Here is a 23,801-nt window from a genome sequence, read left to right on the forward strand (position 1 = left end):
GAGACGGGATGGGTGCTTATCTCATTCGCCGCTTACTGCTGCTGATCCCCACCCTGTGGGCGATTATTACCATCAACTTTTTTATCGTGCAGATTGCGCCCGGCGGCCCGGTCGATCAGGCGATTGCCGCCATTGAGTTTGGCGATCAGGGGCGGCTGCCCGGCACAGGTGATGGCGGTATGGGTGCAGGCCATGCGCGCACCGGGGTCGGTGATGCGCTGACCAACGATAGCCACTATCGCGGCGGGCGCGGCCTCGACCCGCAGGTGATTGAGGAGATCAAAAAGCGCTACGGCTTCGATAAACCGCTCTCCGAGCGCTACTTTAAGATGCTGTGGGATTATGCACGCTTCGATTTCGGCGACAGCCTGTTTCGCAGCGCCTCGGTGCTGCAACTGATCAAAGAGAGCCTGCCGGTCTCCATCACCCTTGGCCTGTGGGGCACGCTGATTATCTATCTGGTGTCGATTCCGCTTGGGATACGTAAAGCGGTCTACAGCGGCAGCCGGTTTGATATCTGGAGCAGCGCGCTGATTATTGTCGGCTACGCCATTCCGCCGTTTCTGTTCGCCATTTTGCTGATCATCTTCTTCGCCGGTGGCAGCTATTATGACTTCTTCCCATTGCGCGGGCTGGTGTCGACGGATTTCGCCACGCTGCCCTGGTATAAGCAGGCCGCTGATTATCTCTGGCACATTACCCTGCCGGTGCTGGCGACGGTGATTGGCGGCTTTGCCGCGCTGACGATGCTCACCAAAAACTCCTTTCTCGATGAGATCCGCAAGCAGTACGTGGTGACGGCGCGCGCCAAAGGGGTGAGCGAGCGCAATATCATGCGTAAACATGTCTTTCGCAACGCCATGCTGCTGGTGATTGCCGGCTTCCCGGCGACTTTTGTCAGCATGTTCTTTACCGGTTCGCTGATGATCGAGGTGATCTTCTCCCTCAACGGTCTCGGCTTGCTGGGCTATGAAGCGACCGTCTCGCGGGATTACCCGGTGATGTTCGGCACGCTCTATATCTTCTCCCTTATCGGCCTGCTGCTGAATATTGTCAGCGATATCACTTATACGCTGGTCGATCCGCGTATTGATTTCGAGGGGCGCTGATGTTCAGACTCAGTTATGTTAACCAGGCGCGCTGGGCGCGTTTTCGCCATAACCGCCGTGGATACTGGTCGTTATGGATCTTTGTCGTGATTTTTGTCTTAAGCCTCTGCTCGGAGCTGATCGCCAATGATAAGCCGCTGCTGGTGCGCTATCATGGCGAGTGGTTTGTGCCGCTGGTGAAAAACTACAGCGAGAGCGACTTTGGCGGCCCGTTTGCCACACCGGCGGATTACCAGGATCCGTGGCTGCAAAAACAGCTTAACGAGCATGGCTGGGCGCTGTGGGCGCCGGTGCGTTTCGGCGCACGCAGCATTAACTACGCCACCACGCAGCCCTTCCCCTCTCCGCCGTCAGCGCAAAACTGGCTCGGCACCGACGCCAACGGCGGCGATGTGCTGGCGCGCATTCTCTACGGCACGCGCATCTCTTTGCTGTTCGGCCTGCTGCTGACGCTCTGCTCCAGCGTCATCGGCATCGTGGTCGGTGCCGTGCAGGGTTATTACGGCGGTAAGATCGATCTCTTCGGCCAGCGCTTTATTGAGGTGTGGTCCGGGCTACCGACGCTGTTTCTGATTATTTTGCTCTCAAGCGTGATCCAGCCCGGCTTCTGGTGGCTGCTCGGCATTACCGTGCTGTTCGGCTGGATGACGCTGGTGAGCGTGGTGCGCGCCGAGTTTCTGCGCACGCGTAATTTTGACTATATCCGCGCCGCACAGGCGATGGGCGTCAGCGATGGCGCGATTATGCTGCGCCATATGCTGCCTAATGCGATGGTGGCGACGCTCACCTTCTTCCCCTTTATTCTCAGCGGCTCGGTCAGCACCCTCACCTCCCTCGATTTTCTTGGTTTCGGGCTGCCGCTTGGCTCCCCGTCTCTCGGCGAACTGCTGCTGCAGGGTAAAAATAATTTGCAGGCTCCGTGGCTCGGCATCGCGGCGTTCGTCTCAACGGCGCTGCTGCTGTCGGTGCTGATCTTTATCGGCGAAGCGGTGCGCGACGCGTTTGATCCTAATAAGGCGGTGTAAATGGCTTCCCCGTTACTGACTATTGACGCGTTAACCATCGCCTTTCGCCAGCAGACGACGACCCGCACGGTGGTGGAGGATCTCTCCCTGCGCATTGACGCGGGCGAAACGCTGGCGCTGGTGGGCGAGTCCGGCTCCGGCAAGAGCGTCAGCGCGCTGTCGATCCTGCGCCTGCTCCCCTCGCCGCCGGTGATCTATCCCGCAGGCGATATTCTGTTTCATGGCGAATCCCTGCTGCATGCCAGCGAGCGCACCCTGCGCGGCGTGCGCGGCAACAAGATCGCCATGATCTTTCAGGAGCCGATGGTCTCTCTCAACCCGCTGCATACGCTGGAAAAGCAGCTCTATGAAGTGCTCTCCCTGCACCGGGGAATGAGCCGGGAAGCGGCGCGGGCCGAGATGCTCGACTGCCTCGATCGCGTCGGCATCCGTAATGCGCGTAGCCGCCTCAGCGACTTCCCTCATCAGCTCTCCGGCGGCGAGCGCCAGCGTGTGATGATCGCCATGGCGCTGTTGACGCGCCCCGAGCTGCTAATTGCCGATGAACCAACCACCGCGCTGGACGTCTCCGTGCAGGCGCAGATCCTCACCCTGCTGCGGGAGCTGCGCGACGAGCTGAATATGGGGCTGCTGTTTATCACCCATAACCTGAACATTGTGCGCAAGCTGGCGGATAACGTGGCGGTGATGCAAAACGGCCGCTGCGTGGAGCAGAACCGTGCGCAAGCCCTGTTCAGCGCGCCGAATCATCCCTATACGCAAAAGCTGATCAACAGCGAGCCGCACGGTGAGCCGGTGCCGCTCCCGCCCGTCGATCAGCCGCTGTTGCAGGTGGAGAAACTCGGCGTCAGCTTCCCGGTGCGTAAAGGCATTTTCCGCCGCGTTGTCGCGCAAAACGCGGTGGTGAAAGGGATCTCCTTTACCCTGCGAGCGGGTGAAACGCTGGGGCTGGTGGGCGAATCCGGCTCCGGGAAAAGCACCACCGGCCTTGCGCTGCTGCGGCTGGTCAACGCCGAGGGCACGATTCTGTTCGACGGCAAACCGCTGCATAAGTGGAACCGCAAGCAGATGCTGCCGGTGCGCCACCGGATTCAGGTGGTGTTTCAGGATCCCAATTCGGCGCTGAATCCGCGCCTCAATGTGCAGCAGATTATCGAAGAGGGGCTACGCGTGCATCAGCCTGAGCTGTCGCGCGAAGCCCGCGAGCAGCGGGTGATCGAGGTGATGCAGGAGGTAGGGCTGGATGCGCAGACACGCCAGCGTTATCCGGCGGAGTTTTCCGGCGGCCAGCGCCAGCGTATCGCCATTGCCCGTGCGCTGATTATGAAGCCGGAGCTGATTATTGTGGATGAACCAACCTCATCGCTGGACCGCACCGTGCAGGCGCAGATCCTCGCGCTCCTGAAGTCGCTTCAGCAGACGCACCGGCTGGCCTATATCTTTATCAGTCACGATCTGCATCTGGTGCGCACCCTCTGCCACCAGGTGATTGTGCTTAAACAGGGTGAAGTGGTGGAACAGGGCGAGTGTCGGCGGGTGTTTGACGAACCTCAGCAGGCGTATACACGCCAGCTGCTGTCGCTGAGCTGAGGTTCAGAACGGGTTGTAATTGGAGAAAGGTTCCGCGATAGCGACGCCGAAGTTTTTCAGGCGGCAGGTCGCGGCAAACTCATCCTGGCTGTGAACGAAAAGGCACGGCTCGCCTTCGCACTCAACCACCGAGCAGTCGACTTCGATATCGCTGAGCGCCTGGCTGAGTTTATGCATCACCGGCCAGGCGTTATCGCCGTCCGGGCTGAGCAATTTTAATGCCACCAGCGCGTCATCCGCCGCATGTCCATTTTGCGGAATCGGTTCAACTTTGGCACCTGCAAAACCCTCTCGCCAGCGATAGCACTGGGGCAAACGGTGGATGATTGAGAGCTGTAATGTATTCACTTTCTTTCCCCAGAAGTACTTTCACTTCACAAATATTTCACATCTAGATTAACACACTATTCACATTTCATCCTGCCAGTGGCAGAGAAAAGGTTGCACCCCGCGTAGTGTGTGGGTTTGCCGCGCTTTTATCAGCATGTTATGAACGCGTCGGCAGGCCAACTTTTCGGCTATATGTACCCGTTTATGAGATCTAACTCAACCTTTTTCACTACAAAGATGTGACTTTTTACACGACAGGATTTTACATAAAAGAAACAAAAAGCCCAAAAAGAGAACGGCTTTTGCTTGATATGCATCAACGCAGGGAGCGGGTTACGCTCCCTGTTGAGAGGGGTTATGCCGCTTTTTTGGTGCGGCTGGCATAGAGATAGAAGAGAACCGAGCAGGTGGCGCAGAAGGTCATCGACCAGATCATTGGCCAGGCGGTGTTGAAGGTGGCGAGCGACAGCAGCGCGCCAACAATCGCCCCGATACCAAAACGGAAGGTGCCCGCCAGCGATGAGGCGGTGCCGGCCATATGCGGGAATTCGTCGAGGATCACCGCCATCGCGTTCGACGCCACCAGCGTGACGCAGCCGACAAACGCCGCCACACCCACCACCAACGCCCAGAAGCCAACACCGAGCAGCGCGGTCACCACCATCCATAACGCCATCACAAACTGGATCCACAACCCGCTGCGGAACATATTCAGCGCGCCAACCCGGCGCACAAAGCGGCCGTTGATAATGGTCAGAATGAACAGGAAGACGATATTGAGTGCAAAGTAGTAGCCAAAATCCTGCGGCGAGACGTGGTTAATTTCGATATAGACAAACGGCCCGGCGCTGAGGAAGGAGAACATCCCGGCAAAGCTGAAGCCGCTGGCGAGCATATAGCTGAGCACGCGTTTGTGGCGAAACAGCGAGGCAAAGTTGCCAAGGGTGGTGCGGAAATGGAACTTATGCCGCTTCTCTACCGGCAGCGTTTCGCGGATGAAAAAGGCGATCATCCCTGATGCCAGCAGCGCCGCCAGCGCGAGGATCCAGAAGATGGCGTGCCAGTTGAACCATATCAGCACCGCGCCGCCAATCATCGGCGCCAGCAGCGGCGCAATAGTGGTCACCAGCATGACAAAGGACATCATGCGTGAGAACTCTTCGCGCGGGTAGATATCACGCATCAGGGCGTTAATCACCACGCTGGCTGCCGCGGCGGCGAGGCCGTGCAAAAAGCGTATAAAGATAAGCTGCTCGATACTCTGCGCCAATGCGCAGGCCACCGCCGCCACGGCGAACACCAGCGTGCCGCCAAGGATCACCGGCTTGCGCCCGATGCTGTCTGCCATCGGTCCATAGAAGAGCTGGCCGATGGCAAAGCCGAGAATATAGCTGCTCAGGGTCATCTGCGCGCTGCCGGCCGGTACGCCGAACTGCCCGGCAATCACCGGCAAGGCGGGCAGATACATATCAATCGACAACGGCATCAGCATGGCCAACAGGCCAAGGATAAAGACAATACTCAGTGATGAGTGTGGCCTGCTGGTCACGGCAGCAATCTCCTGAAGTTAGCGGGTGAGCATGCCAACGCTGGCAATTTCATCCTCGGTAAGCGCGCGGTACTCACCCGGCGCCAGGTCGTCATCCAGACGGATGCCACCAATGCGTTCGCGATGCAGGCCGACCACGTGGTTGCCCACGGCGGCAAACATGCGCTTCACCTGATGATAGCGTCCTTCGCTAATGGTCAGGCGCACCTGCGTCGGCGTAATCACCTCCAGCACGGCGGGTTTGGTGAGATCTTTTTCATTATGCAGCTGGACGCCGTGAGCGAACTGGTCAGCGGTATCCTCTGCAACCGGCGACTCCAGCGTCACCAGGTAGGTCTTTTCGCAGTGATGGCGCGGCGAGGTAATGCGGTGCGACCACTGGCCATCATCGGTCATCAGCACCAGACCGGTGGTGTCGATATCGAGACGCCCGGCGGCGTGAAGCTTGTGCGCGACCGGTTCGTCGAGGAAGTAGAGCACCGTCGGGTGATCGGGATCTTCGGTAGAACAGACGTACCCTTCCGGTTTATGCAACATAAAGTAGCGCGGGCCGGTCTGCTGAACGAGGGTATTGCCGTTGTACTCAACCTCGTGTTCCGGTTGCAGTTTAAAGGCGGCATCGCGAACGATCTCGCCATTGACCGTAACACGGCTGCCGCGGATTTCGCGCCCGGAAATGGCGCGGCTGACGCCAAGCTGCTGAGCGATAAACTTATCAAGTCGCATGAAATTTTCTAGCCTGTATGGTGCTGAATGGGGGCAATGCGCCCACAAAAGAGATGAACAGCCTGAAGTATAACGAGCATCATAAACCGCTTAAAGCAAAGTTTCGTGGCATACTGTCTGCCGTCAATCTGTAACGCCGTTGAGACAATGACTTTTACGCTACGCCCCTACCAACGCGAAGCGGTGGATGCCACCCTCGCCCATTTTCGTCAACACGCTGAACCCGCAGTGATTGTGCTGCCAACCGGCGCCGGGAAAAGCCTGGTGATTGCCGAGCTGGCGCGGCTGGCACGTGGTCGCGTGCTGGTGCTGGCACATGTGAAAGAGCTGGTTGCGCAGAACCACGCTAAATATATCGCCCTTGGGCTGGATGCAGATATTTTTGCCGCCGGGCTGAAGCGCAAGCAGAGCCACGGCAAAGTGGTGTTTGGCAGCGTGCAGTCGGTGGCGCGCAACCTTGATCAGTTCCAGGGTGAGTTCTCCCTGCTGGTGGTGGATGAGTGCCATCGCATCAGCGATGACGACGACAGCCAGTATCAGCAAATCCTTTCCCATCTGAAGGAGGTGAATCCACGCATTCGCCTGCTCGGCCTGACGGCAACCCCCTTCCGTCTTGGTAAAGGGTGGATTTACCGCTTTCACTATCACGGCATGGTACGCGGCGATGAAAAAGCGCTGTTCCGCGACTGTATTTATGAACTGCCGCTGCGCTATATGATTAAACATGGTTATCTGACGCCGCCGGAGCGGCTGGATATGCCGGTGGTGCAGTACGATTTCAGCCGCTTACAGACGCAGAGTAACGGCCTGTTCAGCGAAGCGGAGCTGAACCGCGAACTGAAGAAGCAGAAGCGCATTACGCCGCACATTGTCAGCCAGATTGTTGAGTTTGCGCAGACGCGCAAAGGGGCGATGATTTTTGCCGCCACGGTGGAGCACGCCCGCGAGATCACCGGCCTGCTGCCCGCGGACGACGCGGCGCTGATCACCGGCGAAACCCCCGGCCCGCAGCGTGATGCCTTAATTGAGGCTTTCAAACAGCAGCAGTTCCGCTTTCTGGTCAACGTCGCGGTGCTGACCACCGGCTTTGATGCGCCGCATGTCGATCTGATTGCCATTTTACGCCCGACGGAATCCGTCAGCCTCTATCAGCAGATCGTCGGTCGCGGCCTGCGCCTGGCACCGGGGAAAACCGACTGCCTGATTCTGGATTACGCCGGTAACCCGCACGATCTCTACGCCCCGGAGATTGGCGCGCCGAAAGGCAAAAGCGATAACGTGCCGGTGCAGGTTTTCTGCCCGGGCTGCGGCTTCGCTAATACTTTCTGGGGTAAAACCACCGCTGACGGTACGCTGATTGAGCACTTTGGCCGCCGTTGCCAGGGCTGGTTTGAAGATGATGAAGGGCATCGCGAGCAGTGCGATTACCGTTTCCGCTTTAAAAACTGCCCGCACTGCAATGCGGAGAATGATATCGCCGCGCGCCGCTGCCGCAGCTGCGATGCGATTCTCGTCGACCCGGACGATATGCTGAAAGCCGCGCTGAAGCTGAAAGATGCGCTGGTGCTACGTTGCAGTGGCATGACATTGCAGCACGGCGCGGATGAGAAAGGCGAATGGCTGAAAATCACCTATTACGATGAAGATGGCGCCGATGTCAGCGAGCGCTTTCGCCTGCAGAGCCCGGCGCAGCGCACCGCCTTTGAGCAGCTCTTTATGCGCCCGCATACGCGCACGCCCGGCGTGCCGTTACGCTGGATTGTGGCGGCGGATATCGTTGCCCAGCAGGCGCTGCTGCGTCACCCCGATTTTGTCGTCGCACGTATGAAAGGGCAGTACTGGCAGGTGCGGGAAAAAGTGTTTGATTACGAAGGTCGCTTTCGCCGGGCGCATGAATTGCGCGGCTAAGCGCACTTTTGATTGCTGTATCAATCATTAGGGGATAGAATACCGCCCGCTTTTGCATCCGCAAAGCCGATCATCTGCCTGTTGCTGGGTCGCCTGTAACAGGATTTATTTAAGAGAGATTCAAATGTTTACTATTAACGCAGAAGTACGTAATGAGCAGGGTAAGGGTGCGAGCCGCCGCCTGCGCACCGCGAACAAGTTCCCGGCTATCGTCTACGGTGGAACTGAAGCGCCGGTTGCTATCGAACTGGATCACGACAAAGTGTGGAACATGCAGACTAAGCCTGGTTTCTACAGCGACGTTCTGACCCTGGCTCTCGATGGCAAAGAAGTTAAAGTTAAGATTCAGGCTGTTCAGCGTCACCCGTTCAAGCCGAAACTGACTCACATCGACTTCGTTCGCGCGTAATCGCTGACAAGTTGAAGAAAAAACCCCGCTCTGGCGGGGTTTTTTTATGGCCTATTTTCCGCCGCTCAGCCGACGCTGCAGCTGATCGCGCAGGTTCGGCGGCGTACCTTTGATGGTCAGCGTGTCGGTAGCCGGATCCCAGAAGATACGCTCGCCAAGCAGCAGCGCATCAAAATTGATGGTCAACCCGCCGCCGCTGCCGGCATATTTGGTCAACTGCCGCAGGGTGCTGCGATCCGCCGGGAAGCTCTCTTCCAGCTCGTAGCCCTGGCCTGCGGTAAACTCTTCAAAGCTCACTTCGCTCACGCCCGCCAGCTCTTTTGAGAGCGACGCCAGCTCAATCTCCTCGCCCGCCTGCAACTGCTCGTTACAGTAGGTGTAGACCTGCTGACGCACAGTTTGACGCTCGGATTTATCAAGCTCTGCCTGGGCAGTAAAATCATCGACTGCCTGCAGCAGCCCACGGTTCTGCGCTTTCGCGTTCAGCCCTTCGCTGGCGCCAAGGAAATCCATAAAGAAGTCCGCGACCTTGCGCCCTACCCGCCCTTTCAGGAAGGTGAGGTAACGCGTTGACTCCGGGTTAGTTTCCCACTCGGTTAAGTCGACGCGCGCAACGATATCGGCGTGATTGATATCAAGATAATGCGTCGAGCTGATATCGAGGTTTTCATTGACGCGCATGCTGCTTAAGTTGTTCAGCACCGCCACTAACAGATACTCCACCGCCAGATAACGGTAGTGGCAAAACAGCACAATACCGCCGTCGGCAAAAGGGTATTTCGCCAGTTCATCACGTAAGCGCCCGGTCGCCGCGCGGCTGAAGGCGAGAAACTCCTCTTCGCCCTGACGTTGCAGACGCAGCGCCTGTGCCAGCTCGCTCTCTTCATTAAACAGGCCATAGGCTTTATTTTTTGCGCTATAGACCCGGTGCAGTTCCGCCACCATCTCTTCGACGGGCGGGGTGGGTTCGAGCAAAGAATCGCGCAGCACCAGCTCAAGGGTTTGCTCATCGCGCTTGATAAGCTGGTGCAGGGCAATCTGGTTGATGTCCAGACTCATGATAAACTCTCCTTTTTGACCGGCGGTATTCAACCACCACCAACGCCGCGGTGCAACTGCTGATAAAAAAGCAGAAAAAAAGCTCTTCCTACGGTAAGATGTTGCCCTTTCATGAACAGACTGATTTCGATTTATGCCACAAATCTCCCGCTACAGTGATGAACACGTTGAACAACTGCTCAGTGAGCTGGCCAACGTACTGGAAAAACACAAAGCACCGGCCGACCTCTCTTTGATGGTGCTGGGCAATATGGTGACCAACCTGATTAACAGCAGCGTCGCCCCCGCGCAGCGTCAGGCCATCGCGACATCTTTCGCAAAGGCACTGCAATCGTCCATTGGCGACGACAAAGCGCACTAAGGGAAATCACAACAGTTTATGGTGACTAATCGTCAACGCTACCGTGAAAAAGTCTCCCAGATGGTGAGCTGGGGGCACTGGTTTGCGCTGTTCAACATTTTGTTGTCCATCGTGCTCGGTAGCCGTTACCTGTTTGTTGCCGACTGGCCGACCACGCTTTCCGGGCGTATTTACTCCTGGCTGAGCCTGGTGGGCCACTTCAGCTTTGTGGTGTTTGCCACCTATCTGCTGATCCTCTTCCCGCTGACCTTTATTGTGATGTCGCAGCGGCTGATGCGCGTGCTCTCGGCGATCCTCGCCACCGCAGGCATGACGCTGCTGCTTATCGACAGCGAAGTCTTTACCCGTTTTCACCTGCACCTCAATCCGGTGGTCTGGGAACTGGTCATTAATCCCGATCAGAACGAGATGGCCCGCGACTGGCAGCTGATGTTTATCAGCGTGCCGGTCATTTTGCTGATTGAGATGCTGTTTGCGACGTGGAGCTGGCAGAAGCTGCGCAGCCTCACGCGCCGCCGCCACTTCGCCAAACCGGTGGCCGCCCTCTTTTTTGTCTCCTTTATTGCCACCCACGTGATGTATATCTGGGCGGACGCCAATTTCTATCGCCCGATCACCATGCAGCGCGCCAACCTGCCGCTCTCTTACCCGATGACCGCGCGCCGCTTCCTTGAAAAACATGGTCTGCTGGATGCGCAGGATTACCAGCGTCGCCTGGTGGAGCAAGGCAATCCGGAAGCGGTATCGGTGCAGTATCCGTTAAGCGATCTGCGCTATCTCGATATGGGCTCCGGGCAGAATGTGCTGCTGATTACCGTCGATGGGCTGAACTACGCCCGTTATGAAAAACAGATGCCGCAACTGGCGAGCTTTGCCGGGCAGAATGTTAAATTTACCCAGCATATGAGCGCCGGGAATAACGCGGATAATGGCTACTTCGGCCTCTTCTACGGTATTTCGCCAAGCTATATGGATGGCGTGATGTCGTCGCGCATTCCGCCCGCGCTGATCACCGCACTGAATCATCAGGGTTATCAGCTGGGTCTCTTCTCGTCAGATGGCTTCAGCAGCCCGCTCAATCGCCAGGCGCTGCTGTCAGATTTCTCGCTGCCGCCGGCGAAAAGCCAGAGTGATGCGCAGACGGCCGATCAGTGGATCAAATGGCTGTCCCATGATGCGCAGGACGATACCCGCTGGTTCTCATGGGTCTCCTTTAACGGTACCGCGACGTTTGACATCGACACACCGGGCTTTGCACGTAAGTACACCCGCGCTGCCGCCGATGTCGATGCGCAGATTGCCCGCGTGCTGGATGCGCTGCGCGCCTCCGGCAAAATGGACAACACGGTAGTGGTGATCACCGCTGGTCGCGGCATCCCGGCAAATCAACAGGACACGACCTTCGACTGGTCGCGCAGCCGCCTGCATGTGCCGCTGGTCGTACACTGGCCGGGCACGCCGGCGCAGCGTATTACCAGGCTGACGGATCATCAGGATGTGATGACCACTCTGATGCAGCGTCTGCTGCATGTCAGCACGCCGGCTAATGAGTATTCGCAGGGTCAGGATCTCTTTACCGCCACGCGCCGCCACAACTGGGTGACCGCCGCTAACAGCAATACGCTGGCGATTACCACGCCGCAGATGACGCTGGTGCTCGATCAGAACGGCAACTATAAGTCCTGGGATGCGCAGGGCGAGAAGATCCGCGATCAGAAACCGCAGCTCAGTTTACTGCTGCAGGTGCTGACCGATGAAAAACGGTTTATCGCTAACTGATTGATTATTTATGAATCACTCAGCCTGCCCTGTACTTGCAATCAGGCAAGAAACGGGTAGTATTAGCGCCACATGTCGGCACGTAGCGCAGCCTGGTAGCGCACTGTCATGGGGTGTCAGGGGTCGGAGGTTCAAATCCTCTCGTGCCGACCAAAATTCCCCACCGCCTTGCCTGCTTCATTCCGGCAAGACGAGAAAAAACAGCAAGTTATTTTAACTTGCTGTTTTTTTTTGCCCGCCAAAACCCCTTTTATTCCGGTAAACGGGTAAGCAATTCGTAATCAGGATGTTAACATAGAGACAAATTCATGCCTGTTATGATGAGTGAAACCTATGTCCGACTTAAACCGTCCACAACTCCAGTTGCCCAACGGGGCCGATAAACTGCTGCTCCACTCCTGCTGCGCGCCCTGCTCGGGTGAAGTGATGGAAGCGATCCAGGCTTCCGGTATCGACTACACCATCTTCTTCTATAACCCGAACATCCATCCGCAAAAAGAGTACGAACTGCGCAAAGAGGAGAATATCCGCTTTGCTGAGAAGCACGGCGTGCCCTTTGTCGATGCGGATTACGATACCGACAACTGGTTCGAGCGGGCGAAAGGGATGGAGTGGGAGCCTGAGCGCGGCGTGCGCTGCACAATGTGTTTTGATATGCGCTTTGAGCGCACGGCGCTCTATGCCCATGAGCACGGCTTCAAAGCCATCAGCAGTTCGCTGGGCATTTCTCGCTGGAAAAACATGCAGCAAATCAATGACTGCGGCCAGCGCGCGGCGGGGCACTATCCGGAGATGGTTTACTGGGATTACAACTGGCGCAAACAGGGCGGCTCGGCAAGGATGATTGAGATCAGCAAACGGGAGCGCTTCTACCAGCAGGAGTACTGCGGCTGCGTCTACTCCCTGCGCGACAGCAACCTGCACCGTAAATCCCAGGGCCGACCGCTGATTAAAATCGGTAAGCTCTATTACGGTGACGATCAGGAATAGAGATGAACAATCCCGGCCATCTGACCGGGATTGTTTGCATTACAGCGCGATATCCGCGACCTGCTCATCGTCGTGATGCGGTTGCGTCACCGGCTTCTGCACCGGCGGGGTAATGTCCGCCACCATCGATTCATCGCACTTCAGACCGAGGATTTCGCTGGTGTAGCGCAGCTCTGCGTCAGCGGCTTCGATATTGCCATTCAGCTCGGTACCGAACGAGGGAATAATCTCCCGCAGCTTGGTTTGCCAGGCCTCTGAAGCGAAGCGCTCGGTAAACACTTTCTCCATCAGCTCGAGCATGATCGGCGCTGCGGTTGAGGCACCCGGCGACGCGCCAAGCAGCGCGGCAATGGTGCCCTCTTTGTCGCTGACTACTTCGGTGCCCAGACGCAGCACGCCGCCTTTCCCGGCTTCGCGCTTGATAATCTGCACCCGCTGCCCTGCCTGCCACAAGCGCCAGTCCTCTTTTTGCGCCAGCGGATAGTATTCACGCAGCGCATCAAAGCGGTCATCCTCGTTTTGCAGCACCTGGTTTACCAGGTATTTCACCAGGCTGAAGTTGGTCATTCCGACCGTCAGCATCGGCAAAATATTGGATGAGTTGGTTGAGCGCAGCAGATCCCACAGCGATCCGTTTTTCAAAAAACGCGTCGAGAAGGTGGCGAATGGCCCGAAGAGCAGCACGCGTTTGCCATCAATTATGCGCGTATCGATATGCGGCACCGACATTGGCGGCGCGCCAACGGTCGCCTGACCGTAGACTTTTGCCAGATGGTGATTCACCACCGCCGGATCTTCCGCCACCAGGAACTGGCCGCCTACCGGGAAACCGGCGTAATCGGCCGCTTCCGGAATGCCGGATTGCTGTAACAGCTTCAGCGCTGCGCCACCGGCACCGATAAAGATAAATTTCGCTTTGATCACCTGCTCAGCGCCGCTGTTCAGGTTATGCAGCGTCACGCTCCAGCTCTGGTCGGCATTACGCTTTAAGCCGCGCACTTCGGTCGCCAGTTGCAGGGCGAAGTTCGCCTTCTTCTGCAACGAGCCAATCATCTGGCGCGTCAGCTCGCCAAAGTTAACATCAGTGCCAATCTCTGTGCGGGTCGCGGCAATTTTTTGCGTGGCATCGCGCCCTTCCATCACCAGCGGTGCCCACTGTTTGATCTGCTCAGGGTCTTCGGAGTAGCGCATGCCGCGAAACAGGGAGCACTGCTGCAACGCTTTATAGCGCGCGCGCAGGAAGTTGACGTTGTCGTCGCCCCAGACGAGGCTCATATGCGGCACGGTATTGATAAAGGAGCGCGGGTCGCGCAGCACACCGCTTTTTACCTGGTGCGCCCAGAACTGGCGAGAGATGCGAAACGCTTCGTTGATCTCAATCGCTTTTTTAATGCTGACAGAGCCGTCCGCGCTGCGGGGGGTGTAGTTGAGTTCCATCAGGGCAGCATGCCCGGTACCGGCGTTGTTCCAGCCGTTTGAACTCTCTTGCGCCAGGGCGTCGAGACGCTCCACCATCGTAATTGACCAGTCCGGTTCAAGATCCGAAAGCCAGGTTCCCAACGTGGCACTCATGATCCCACCACCGATTAAAAGCACATCTGTTTCCTGCTCTTTCGATGCGGACGCATCTGCTGCTTTTGAGACAGCATTAAGCCCGACAGCCATCGAAAACAGCCTGGCAGTCATTCTTTTCATGATGATATTGCCTTACTTTTAGTGCTGCTTTATTCGCATTTATAGAGGGTTAAGTCGTTAGCTCGTCTAACGTAGCACTTAAAAGTCGAGATTTAAATAATGTTTAAACATTAAATAATAATTATATAAATGTTACTAATAAGTTGCTTTTATGCATTAGTTTTAACAATAATTGTTGCCCGCCTGACGCGGAAATCTGCTATTATCCTGCGCTTTGCCAAACGCATGGATGCCGTTTGCCTCTGCTTCTATGGCACTCTCCACTTGCGGAATGTTATGACCGACAACACTACCCCCTCCTCTTCTCAGGTAAGCGCCGTACTGCGCTCGCCGAAGCTGTTTACACGTGAAATTTTAGCCGGTGTGATCACTGCGCTGGCGCTGATCCCGGAAGTGATCTCCTTCTCGGTGATTGCTGGTGTTGACCCGAAAGTGAGCCTGATCGCCTCGGTGGTGCTCTGCTTCGCGATGTCCATTCTCGGCGGTCGCCCGGCGATGGTAACGGCGGCTGCCGGGTCAGTCGCACTGGTTATCGGTCCGATGGTCAACCAGAACGGTGTGGAATACATTTTGCCTGCGGTATTACTGGCAGGCGTGATCCAGATAATCTTTGGCCTGACCGGCATGGCGCGCCTGCTGCGCTTTATTCCCCATGCGGTGATGACGGGGTTTGTTAACGCCCTCGGTATTCTGATCTTCTTTGCCCAGGTGCCGCACTTCTGGAGCAAAAATCCGCTTATTCTGGCGCTCTTCGCCCTGACGCTGCTGATTGTGCTGTGGTTGCCGCGCTGGCTGAAAAGCGTTCCCGCGCCGCTGGTGGCGATTGTCGTGCTTACCGCCTATACCATCTTCAGCGGTCAGCTATTACCGACCGTCGGCGATGAAGGCCCGATGCAGGGCGGCCTGCCGGGGTTGACCGAATGGCTGGTGCCGTTTGATTTGCATACGCTGAGTATTATCTGGCCCTGCGCGCTGAGCATCGCCTTTGTCGGGCTGATGGAGTCGCTGCTGACCGCCAAACTGGTTGATGACTTAACCCATACGCCGTCGAATAAAGGGCGCGAAAGTACCGGGCTTGGCATCGCCAATATCCTTGCCGGTTTCTACGGCGGCATTGCTGGCTGCGCGATGATTGGTCAAACCATCGTTAACGTTGAGATGGGCAAAGGCCGCACGCGCCTCTCAACCGTTGCCGCCGCGCTGGTGTTGCTGCTACTGGTTACGGCGTTAAGCGAGGTGATGGCGAAAATCCCGATGGTGGTGCTGGCCGGGATTATGGCGATTGTCGCCTTCAAGACCTTTAACTGGGGAAGCCTCAAGCCTGGCACCCTGAAGCAGGCGCCTTTCGTCGAGAGCGTGGTAATGGTGATAACGGTGATTGCCACCGTCAGCACCGGCAACCTGGCGATTGGCGTGGTTGCCGGAGTGGTGACGCTGGCGATAACACCAGCGAAGTGGCGGGAAAAGTCGCTGTTTACAGCAAAAACAGCGTCGCCAGACCAAGAAAAATAAAGAAGCCGCCGGTGTCGGTAATGGCGGTGATCATCACGCTGGAGCCGACCGCCGGGTCGCGCCCCAGCCGGATCATCAGCATCGGGATCAGCACACCCATTAATGCCGCCATCAGCAGGTTAAGCACCATCGCCAGCATCATCACGCCGCCCAGCGCCGGGTCGCCATACAGCCACCAGGTGATGCAGCCCATTAAGCCGCCCCACACCACGCCGTTAATTAATGCCACGCCCATTTCGCGCAGAATAAGAAACGAGAAGTTACCCGGCTGAATGTTTTGCAGCGCCAGCGCGCGCACAATCATGGTGATGGTCTGATTGCCGGTGTTACCGCCAATACCGGCGACAATCGGCATCAACGAGGCCAGTGCCACCAACTGCGAGATGGTGTGTTCAAAACCGTCAATCACCCGCGAGGCAATAAAGGCGGTGCAGAGGTTAAGCGCCAGCCACGCCCAGCGTGACTTTACCGCTTTGGTGACGGGTGCGAAGACATCCTCTTCGGTACTCAGGCCACCCATCTGGCGCATATCGTTATCGGTCTCTTCATAGACCACGTCGAGGATCTCATCGACGGTCAGCCGCCCCATCAGAATGCCGTTCTCGTCCACCACCGCTGCGCTGAGCAGGTTGTCACGCTCAAAGGTGCGCGCGACACGCTCCGCCTCCTCTTCCGGCAGGAAGGTGACGGGATCGCTCTCCATCACCTCGCCCACTTCACGACTGGTGGCATTAAGCAGCAGAGTTTGCAGCGTCAGTTCGCCAACAAGGCGGTTATCGCGATCGACCACAAACAGCTTGTCGGTGTTCTCCGGCATCTTTCCCAGACGGCGTAAGTAGCGCTGAACGGCGGCCAGCGTCACCTCCGCGCGGATGGTGATCACCTCAAACTCCATGATCGCGCCGACGCAGTTTTTGCCATAGCGCATCACCTGGCGCACCCGCGCGCGCTCTTTCGGCGGCAGCGTCGCCATCATGCGCCCGGTCAGGTTGCGCGGCAGGTGCTGCACCAGGTAGATCTGCTCATCGATATTGAGGGTTTCCAGCGCATCCAGCAGCGCGCGGTCGCTCATCTCATCAATCAGATCGTCCCAGACATTTTCCGAGGCTTCGAGCAGCACTTTGCCGCGCTTGTCATCTTCAATCACCCGCCACAGCGCATGGCGTTCAACCACCGGCAGCGCTTCGAGGGTATCGGCCAGATCCGGCGGCGGCAGGTGTGCGGCGAGGGCGCGTACTTCGAGCAGGTGCTGATCGAGCACTTCACTGTTAACCTGCTCTACCAGCGTGATTTCGCCCAACAGCGTGGCGGTCAGGGCTTTATGAGTGGTGAGCAACCAGATAAGGCGCGCGCGCTCTTCTTCGCGCAGTTTGACACTGTTCTTTTTAATAACCGGCATGACAATCCTGAATCGAAAGCGCCCTCTCATCCGGGCGGAATAGCCTTAAGCATAGCGCCAGGTGCTAAAAAAAGGCTCAACGGTGCGGTTGTTTGGGTAAAAAAACGGCAACGCTCCCCGGTTCAGCAGGGAGCGTTGTTGTTACGCAGTGCGGGAAACGGCGTCGCGGGAGGCGAGCTGACGCTCTTCACCTTCCAGCTCGCTTAAGTGACCATTGCGCATCTCCAGCAGGCGATCGGCGTGAATAAAGTAGTGATCGTCATGGCTGATGGCAAAGATGGTTTTACCCATCTGCTGCATCAGCGGCAACAGCACCTGATAGAAGTCGCGCCTGAAGTGCGGATCCTGATCTGCCGCCCACTCATCCAGCAGCAGGATATCGCGCTCTTCCGCCAGCGCCAGCAGCAGCGCGACGCGCTTCTTCTGCCCCTTCGACAGCTTCAGGTTGAGGATTTTGCCGTTTTCCAGTTCCAGCTTGTGCGACATCTTTAACTGCTCCAGCCACTTCGCCACCAGTGCCGGATCGGCCTGCTGCCCTTCGGGGCCAAGCAGTTCGTCAAACAGCCAGACATCGGTAAACACCGCCGAGAAGAGCTTGCGGTAATCTTCCGGTTTATCCTGCGCCATCGGTTTGCCATCGAGCAGGATCTCGCCGGAGAGCGGCTGATAGAGGCCGGTCAGCAGCATCGCCAGCGTCGATTTCCCGCTGCCGTTGCCACCAATCAGAAACACCAGTTCGCCGCGCGTGAGGGTCATATTGATTGGCCCGATGGCAAAGTCATTATCCTGATATTTAAAGGTAACATCGCGCAGCTCAAGGGTTTGCCAGCCGGGGAAGGCCTGCGGGCGCGGAAACTCCGGGCGATAAGGTGCCAGCGCGAACTGCTTGAGCTTGCGAAACGCCACCTGGGCGGTGAGCAGCGTTGGCAGCGCGCCCACGGCGGAGAGCAGCGGCGTGCGCAAAAAGAGCAGCGTCAACGAGTAGGTCGCCGCGACATTGGTATTCGCCCAGCCCAGCCCGTTCGCCATCCAGAACACCAGGCCAATCGCGCCCAGCATCATGATGTTTGACCAGTTCACCGCACTCAGGTGGAAGGTATCGGCGCGGATAATATGGTGGCGATATTCGCGCGCATCCGGCAGGTACATCTTTTCAAACACATGCTCGGCGCGCTCGCGGTTGAGCGTAAGCTCTTTGCGCCCCTCAAGCACCGTCTGGAAATCGGCATACAGCTTATCTTCCGTCTCGCGCAGGGTCGCCATATGTCTATAGACGCGCGACACCAGCATAAACCCGCCCCAGATGGTCAGCGCCATCCAGATCACGGTTATCAGCAACATCTTGCCGGAGAGCATGGCGAGATAGAGGCAGGAGCCGACGGTGAGGATAATCCCCTGCACCAGTTCCGGCAGGCGCACAAAGGCGATGGTGATATTACGCACATCGCTGGTCAGCCCGGCCAGCAGCGAGGCGCTGCCAAGCTGTTCGATGCGCTCGATCGGCGTATCCAGAAGACGCTTGATAAATTCGCTACGCAGGCGGTAGACAAAGTGGTGACCCAGTGTTGTCAGCGCCAGCTGCGAGCCGAGAGTGACGGCCATTAACAGCAGCAGCAGGCCAAGGAACTCCGGCAGCACGGCAACAGAGAGATCGACAGATTCAATCAGGCGCTGGTTAATAAAGGCAATAAGGCCGATGCCCATTGCCGCGCTGGCAAGCGACAGCGCCAGTACCGCCACAAACGGCCAGCGATACTGCCGCCAGACAAGAAGGAGAAGTTCCATAAGCGTATCCGGTCAATAAAAACAGCCAGCAGTTTAAACGGCTACCTGTTTTCATCAAGAATAATTCTTATTTTTGTTCGCTATTGCCTGCCTGGCGAAAAGTGAGGTTATAGCGACACTCGCCGGTCAGCGGATGGTAGCCCGGCTTCAGTGGCGCAATGCCGTGATAAAAGAGGCGCGACTCCCCGCCCCACACCACCACATCGCCATGCTCCAGCAGCAGCCGCTGCAACGCATCGCTGCGTTTCAGCCCGCCGAACTGGAAGACTGCCGGCAGACCGAGCGAAACAGAGACAATTGGCGCACGCAGATCCGGCTCGTCCTTATCCTGATGCAGCGAGAGTTTGGCTCCCGGTGCGTAGCGGTTGATAAGGCAGGCATCCGGGCGGAAATCGGGGTAGCCGGCAGCGGCGCTAGCCGCATTGCAGAGCGTCACAAAGGCCTGCGGCATGGCGGGCCACGGGCGCTGCGTCTGCGGATCGGCGGCATCGTAAAGATAGCCGCGCTTGTCCGTCGTCCAGCCAAGCTGCCCACAGTTGGTCATGGCAACGGACATGGTGTAACCGCCGGGCGTCACCATATGGCGCAGCGGTGCAACGCTGACCACATCGGCGATACCGCGCATCAGCGCCTCGCTGTGCGCAAGGGCAAAGCGGCGCAGTACCACGGCGCCCGGCGCCAGCGGCTCCTGCCACGGTTGTTCATCGGCAAACAGATCGAGCATCAGGTCTCCTGTTGATTAGCTTCGCGCGCCAGCAATTGCGCTTTGCGCTCGGCTCCCCAGCGGTAGCCGGAGAGTGCCCCGCTCTGGCGCACCACGCGATGGCAGGGAACAATAACCGCAAGCTTATTCGCCCCACAGGCGCTGGCGACGGCTCTGACCGCGCCGGGCTTGCCGATGGCGTGGGCCAGCGCCTGGTAACTGACCCTCTCCCCTGCCGGGATCTGGCGCAGCGCTTGCCACACCTGTAGCTGAAACGCGGTGCCGCGTAAATCGAGCGGCAGGGTAAAGGGCGAATCGGGTCTCTCTATATGCGCAACCACCTGCTGCACGCGCGCGGTAAATTGTGGATCATCTTCTGCCTGGCGGGCATGTGGAAACAGGTTGCTGAGCTGCGCCAGTAATGCGTCATCACTCTGGGCCAAGAGCACGGCGCAGATCCCGCGTTCGCTCTCCGCCACCAGGCAGCGGCCCAGCGTACAGTCCGTCAGCGTAAACCAGACCGGGCAGGACGAGCCGCCGCGGCGAAAGGCGCGGGCGGTCATGCCAAGCGCCGCATCCGCGTTTCGATAGTAGCTGCTGCTGTCCGGGAACCCGGCCGCCAGCACCGCATCGGTAATGGTCTCGCTGTTCGCCAACGTTTCGCGTAAGCGCCGGGCGCGAAACGCCTGCTGCCACGCTTTTGGCGTCACGCCGGTCACCGCTTTAAACAGACGGTGGAAATGATAAGGGCTCATGGCAACCGCCGCAGCAAGCTCTGCCAGCGTCACGGGTTGATCCTGCTCCAGCAAACGGCACGCGGCGGCGACCTTCTCCAGACGCTGCTGCTGCGGATGTGTTTTATCCGGCTGGCAGCGTTTGCAGGGACGAAAACCCGCCTCCAGCGCACTGGCGACATCTTTATAGAAACGCACATTCTGGCGCAGGGCGCGCCGCGCTGTGCAGGAGGGGCGGCAAAAAATCGCCGTGGTCAGCACGGCGAAAACAAACTGACCGTCGGCGTTCGGGTCGCGCGCCAGCACCGCCTGCCAGCATTGATCATCGGTTAACATCGCATTGTTCATCGCAGGCTCCTTATCTAAGCTTAGCCTTACTGTGGCGGTTAGCGCGCGCGCAAACACCCGCAATCTTGCGCTTTAATTTTTATCCTTCACCAGGAAGGCGGAAAACTGCGGCGACATCCAGGTCGTGAAGCCATCCCCCTCCTTCATGATCATCATCACCGCGAGCCCTTCGCGCGTCACTACCTCTTTTGCCCGCTCAGGGCCGAGCACCATCAGGCCCGTATCCCAGGCATCCGCTTCCAGCGCGGTTGGCGAGATCACCGTCACCGACACCAGCTTGTGATCGATTGGCCGCCCGCTGCGCGGATCGATGACGTGAGAGATGCGTTTACCGTCCAGCTCATAGTAGTTGCGATAGCTGCCGGAGGTGCTGATGCCGTGGCCATTAATATCGACCACCGCCTCGACGGCGTTTTCGCGATCCGTTGGCTTCTGTACCGCCACACGCCACGGTAGCCCTTTACTATTCATCCCGCGGCTGACCAGGGCGCCGCCGACGGAGACCAGATAGCGGCTAATCCCCTCTCGTTCCATTAAGTGCGACAGATGATCGGCGGCGTAACCTTCGCCAACCGTCGAGAGATCGACATAGAGATCGGGCAGATCTTTTTGCAGGAACTGTTCACCGGCGCGATTGATTACCGTGAGATGTTGCAGCCCGGTACGCGCTTTCGCCGCGTCGATCTGCGCCTGCGTTGGCGTCTTGACCGGCTGCTGATCGGGGCCAAAGCCCCATAAATTCACCAGCGGTCCAACGGTAATATCCATCACGCCATCGGTTTTTTTACCGACGCGCAGCGAGGTGGTGACAATATCCGCCATCGCTTCGCTGACCGGCCACGGCGCGGTGCTGCTGCTGCGGTTAAAGCGCATCAGCGCTGAATCTTTTTTCCAGGTCGACATCAGCCAGTCGTCGCCATCAAGCTGCGCCTGGATTTTCTTTTGTAGTGCTGCCGCCTGCTGCGGCGTGATATCCACCACGCTGACGCGCCAGGAGGTGCCCATGGTTTTACCTTCAAGCACCGTCGGTGTGGCCTGGCTTGCCGTGTCGCAGCCGGCTAACAGAAAAAGTGCCGCCATCAGCGCGGCACGAAGAGAAGCGATCGCCATAGTTGTTATCTCCTTGCTGGCGCAAGCGTACACGAAAAAAGGGATTTGCCCGAAACAGGCAATAAAAAAGGGGCCTTGCGGCCCCCTTCAATACGCGTTGTTGCAGACTTAGAACTGGTAAACCAGGCCCAGGCCAACAATGTCGTCGGTAGCAATACCGGCCGCGCGGGTAAAGGTGTTGTCGTCCAGCAGGTTGATTTTGTAATCAACATAGGTGGACATGTTTTTGTTGAAGTAGTAAGTCGCGCCAACATCAACATATTTCACCAGATCCTGGTCGCCGAAGTTAGCAGTACCGGTGTTGTTGGTGATGTCCTTACCTTTGGACTGCAGGTAAGCGATGGATGGACGCAGACCGAAGTCGAACTGGTACTGTGCAACCACTTCGAAGTTCTGCGCTTTGTTAGCAAAGCCGAAAGCAGAGCTTGGGGTACGGCCGTTAGAGGTACCGAAACGGGTCGCGTTGTAAGTCTGAGAATACTGTGCTGCCAGGTAAACGTTGTTGGCATCGTATTTCAGGCCGCCGCTGTAAACTTCAGCGCGGTCGCCGTCACCGTACAGGTTCGCATTGATGCTGTTCTGATCGGCAGTACGTTTAGAGGAGGACATTGCGCCACCAACGCTGAAGCCTTCGCCCAGATCGTAGGTCAGAGACGCGCCGTAACCGTCACCGTTCTGGTCCAGCAGGCTACGGCCATTGGTGTTTTCACCGCTGACGCTGCCGTTTTTACCCTGGTACTGCAGAGCAAAGTTCAGGCCATCAACCAGACCGAAGAAGTCGGTGTTACGGTAAGTTGCTACACCGTTGGCACGAGACTGCATGAAGTTATCTGCGCCATAGGTGTCGCCGCCGAACTCCGGCAGGACGTCGGTCCAGGAGGTCACGTCATAGATGATGCCGTAGTTACGACCGTAGTCGAACGAACCGGTGTTAGCTACGCGGATACCTGCGAAGGCCAGACGGGTCCATGCCTGATCGCTCTCATTTTCTGAGCTGTTCGCCTGAACGTTGTATTCCCACTGACCGTAGCCGGTTACCTGGTCGTTAACCTGGGTTTCGCCCTTGAAGCCAAAACGTACATAGCTCTTATCGCCATCGGAGCCGTTGTCGTCAGAAAAATAGTGCAGGCCGTCTACTTTACCGTAGAGATCTAATTTGTTGCCGTCTTTATTATAAACTTCAGCCGCATTTGCTGCGCCCGCTACCAGCAGAGCCGGTACCAGGAGGGACAGAACTTTAACTTTCATTTTATTAACCCTCTGTTATATGCATTTTTATTGCCACTGCATGCTGATTAACCCTCAAATCAGCTGGCGATTCATTGTGCGCAAAAATCAAAAATAATCCAACAGGAATATGATACGAAAACTTTGAAGATGTTTCATATCTAAAGCTAAATGTTTCCATTTGTAATTTTGCGGGAACTTTTTGAAAGCACTAAAAGCCAATAAATAAGAAAAACAGCGGATGAAATACAGTTATTTACCTATAAAAACAGCAGCTTACTAAAATTTAAAATGAGAGCACTGAATGCCAAACCGAAAGCAGAATTGGTGTCTAAAATAATCGACGCTATCATCATTAACTTTATTTATTACCGTCATTCGAATCTGAATGTCTGTTTACCCCTCTTCAAACCGGATGCCCTGCATTCGGTTTTTTTTTACCTTTCTTTACAT

20 protein-coding genes and 1 tRNA gene are annotated in these 23,801 nt (G+C 57.1%); 10 read left to right on the forward strand and 11 right to left on the reverse strand.

The features are described from left to right. Nucleotides 1-8: 8 nt before the first annotated feature. Genes yejB through yejF form a run of 3 tightly spaced genes read left to right on the forward strand, consistent with a single transcriptional unit; the run spans nucleotide 9 to nucleotide 3,724 of the window. Nucleotides 9-1,109 carry a microcin C ABC transporter permease YejB gene (gene yejB / locus BWI95_RS20730; RefSeq protein WP_023479694.1) on the forward strand — a complete coding sequence of 367 codons (1,101 nt, stop codon included), beginning with the start codon at nucleotides 9-11 and terminating at the stop codon, nucleotides 1,107-1,109. Further along, complete coding sequence (locus tag BWI95_RS20735; RefSeq protein WP_054803368.1) at nucleotides 1,109-2,134, forward strand: microcin C ABC transporter permease; 1,026 nt, start codon at nucleotides 1,109-1,111, stop codon at nucleotides 2,132-2,134. Before yejB ends, BWI95_RS20735 begins: the two co-directional genes overlap by 1 nt. Next, complete coding sequence (gene yejF / locus BWI95_RS20740) at nucleotides 2,135-3,724, forward strand: microcin C ABC transporter ATP-binding protein YejF (RefSeq protein WP_076770172.1); 1,590 nt, start codon at nucleotides 2,135-2,137, stop codon at nucleotides 3,722-3,724. Nucleotides 3,725-3,727: 3 nt separating this feature from the next. Here yejF and BWI95_RS20745 read toward each other — a convergent pair whose 3' ends face one another. The 3 genes from BWI95_RS20745 to rsuA form a co-directional block, all read right to left on the reverse strand. Then, nucleotides 3,728-4,072: a YejG family protein gene (locus BWI95_RS20745; RefSeq protein ID WP_023479706.1), complete on the reverse strand. Its 345-nt coding sequence runs from the start codon at nucleotides 4,070-4,072 to the stop codon at nucleotides 3,728-3,730. A 337-nt stretch (nucleotides 4,073-4,409) separates the two neighbouring features. Next, the gene (locus tag BWI95_RS20750) at nucleotides 4,410-5,603 is read right to left on the reverse strand and encodes a Bcr/CflA family multidrug efflux MFS transporter (protein ID WP_076770173.1); all 1,194 of its coding nucleotides are present in this window, start codon (nucleotides 5,601-5,603) and stop codon (nucleotides 4,410-4,412) included. Nucleotides 5,604-5,621: 18 nt separating this feature from the next. Then, the gene (gene rsuA, locus BWI95_RS20755) at nucleotides 5,622-6,329 is read right to left on the reverse strand and encodes a 16S rRNA pseudouridine(516) synthase RsuA (protein ID WP_054803366.1); all 708 of its coding nucleotides are present in this window, start codon (nucleotides 6,327-6,329) and stop codon (nucleotides 5,622-5,624) included. A 147-nt stretch (nucleotides 6,330-6,476) separates the two neighbouring features. Here rsuA and BWI95_RS20760 point away from each other — a divergent pair, with 147 nt between their 5' ends. Then, a complete protein-coding gene (locus tag BWI95_RS20760; protein ID WP_054803365.1) occupies nucleotides 6,477-8,237 on the forward strand; it encodes a DEAD/DEAH box helicase in 1,761 nt (586 codons plus the stop codon). A 124-nt stretch (nucleotides 8,238-8,361) separates the two neighbouring features. After that, the gene (gene rplY, locus BWI95_RS20765; protein WP_054803364.1) at nucleotides 8,362-8,646 is read left to right on the forward strand and encodes a 50S ribosomal protein L25; all 285 of its coding nucleotides are present in this window, start codon (nucleotides 8,362-8,364) and stop codon (nucleotides 8,644-8,646) included. A gap of 51 nt (nucleotides 8,647-8,697) precedes the next feature. On the opposite strand, the gene yejK is transcribed toward rplY, so the two are convergent. Further along, nucleotides 8,698-9,705: a nucleoid-associated protein YejK gene (gene yejK, locus BWI95_RS20770; RefSeq protein WP_076770174.1), complete on the reverse strand. Its 1,008-nt coding sequence runs from the start codon at nucleotides 9,703-9,705 to the stop codon at nucleotides 8,698-8,700. A 133-nt stretch (nucleotides 9,706-9,838) separates the two neighbouring features. On the opposite strand from yejK, the gene BWI95_RS20775 reads away from it, so the two are divergent. The 4 genes from BWI95_RS20775 (at nucleotide 9,839) to BWI95_RS20790 (ending at nucleotide 12,835) form a co-directional block, all read left to right on the forward strand. Continuing rightward, nucleotides 9,839-10,066, forward strand: a complete 228-nt coding sequence (locus BWI95_RS20775; protein WP_023479697.1) for a YejL family protein — start codon at nucleotides 9,839-9,841, stop codon at nucleotides 10,064-10,066. Nucleotides 10,067-10,084: 18 nt separating this feature from the next. Continuing rightward, nucleotides 10,085-11,845 (forward strand): LPS biosynthesis-modulating metalloenzyme YejM, encoded by a 1,761-nt coding sequence (yejM, locus tag BWI95_RS20780; protein ID WP_076770175.1) that lies wholly within the window; start codon nucleotides 10,085-10,087, stop codon nucleotides 11,843-11,845. 76 nt (nucleotides 11,846-11,921) lie between these two features. Next, a tRNA-Pro gene (locus tag BWI95_RS20785) sits at nucleotides 11,922-11,998 on the forward strand. A gap of 180 nt (nucleotides 11,999-12,178) precedes the next feature. Further along, on the forward strand, nucleotides 12,179-12,835 hold the full coding sequence (locus BWI95_RS20790) for an epoxyqueuosine reductase QueH (protein WP_054803363.1): 657 nt from the start codon (nucleotides 12,179-12,181) through the stop codon (nucleotides 12,833-12,835). A 39-nt stretch (nucleotides 12,836-12,874) separates the two neighbouring features. On the opposite strand, the gene mqo is transcribed toward BWI95_RS20790, so the two are convergent. Then, a complete protein-coding gene (gene mqo / locus BWI95_RS20795; protein ID WP_076770176.1) occupies nucleotides 12,875-14,530 on the reverse strand; it encodes a malate dehydrogenase (quinone) in 1,656 nt (551 codons plus the stop codon). Between the two features lie 276 nt (nucleotides 14,531-14,806). Here mqo and BWI95_RS20800 point away from each other — a divergent pair, with 276 nt between their 5' ends. Continuing rightward, nucleotides 14,807-16,042, forward strand: a complete 1,236-nt coding sequence (locus BWI95_RS20800) for a SulP family inorganic anion transporter (RefSeq protein WP_054803362.1) — start codon at nucleotides 14,807-14,809, stop codon at nucleotides 16,040-16,042. Here BWI95_RS20800 and mgtE read toward each other — a convergent pair. The 6 genes from mgtE to BWI95_RS20830 form a co-directional block, all read right to left on the reverse strand. Next, nucleotides 16,005-17,441 carry a magnesium transporter gene (mgtE, locus tag BWI95_RS20805; protein WP_023479683.1) on the reverse strand — a complete coding sequence of 479 codons (1,437 nt, stop codon included), beginning with the start codon at nucleotides 17,439-17,441 and terminating at the stop codon, nucleotides 16,005-16,007. The two genes, BWI95_RS20800 and mgtE, sit on opposite strands and share 38 nt — an antisense overlap. A 141-nt stretch (nucleotides 17,442-17,582) precedes the next feature. Beyond that, nucleotides 17,583-19,226 carry a multidrug ABC transporter permease/ATP-binding protein gene (locus BWI95_RS20810; protein ID WP_076770177.1) on the reverse strand — a complete coding sequence of 548 codons (1,644 nt, stop codon included), beginning with the start codon at nucleotides 19,224-19,226 and terminating at the stop codon, nucleotides 17,583-17,585. Between the two features lie 67 nt (nucleotides 19,227-19,293). Beyond that, nucleotides 19,294-19,950, reverse strand: coding sequence for a DNA oxidative demethylase AlkB (alkB, locus tag BWI95_RS20815; RefSeq protein WP_054803361.1), 657 nt, complete (start codon nucleotides 19,948-19,950; stop codon nucleotides 19,294-19,296). Further along, the gene (ada, locus tag BWI95_RS20820; protein WP_076770178.1) at nucleotides 19,950-21,011 is read right to left on the reverse strand and encodes a bifunctional DNA-binding transcriptional regulator/O6-methylguanine-DNA methyltransferase Ada; all 1,062 of its coding nucleotides are present in this window, start codon (nucleotides 21,009-21,011) and stop codon (nucleotides 19,950-19,952) included. The genes alkB and ada overlap by 1 nt, the downstream gene beginning before the upstream one ends. A gap of 72 nt (nucleotides 21,012-21,083) precedes the next feature. Further along, on the reverse strand, nucleotides 21,084-22,121 hold the full coding sequence (gene apbE, locus BWI95_RS20825) for an FAD:protein FMN transferase ApbE (protein WP_076770179.1): 1,038 nt from the start codon (nucleotides 22,119-22,121) through the stop codon (nucleotides 21,084-21,086). A gap of 108 nt (nucleotides 22,122-22,229) precedes the next feature. Next, nucleotides 22,230-23,369 (reverse strand): porin OmpC, encoded by a 1,140-nt coding sequence (locus BWI95_RS20830; RefSeq protein ID WP_076770180.1) that lies wholly within the window; start codon nucleotides 23,367-23,369, stop codon nucleotides 22,230-22,232. Nucleotides 23,370-23,801: the final 432 nt, after the last annotated feature.

This window comes from Kosakonia cowanii JCM 10956 = DSM 18146, assembly GCF_001975225.1.
Classification (GTDB): Bacteria; Pseudomonadota; Gammaproteobacteria; order Enterobacterales; family Enterobacteriaceae; genus Kosakonia; species Kosakonia cowanii.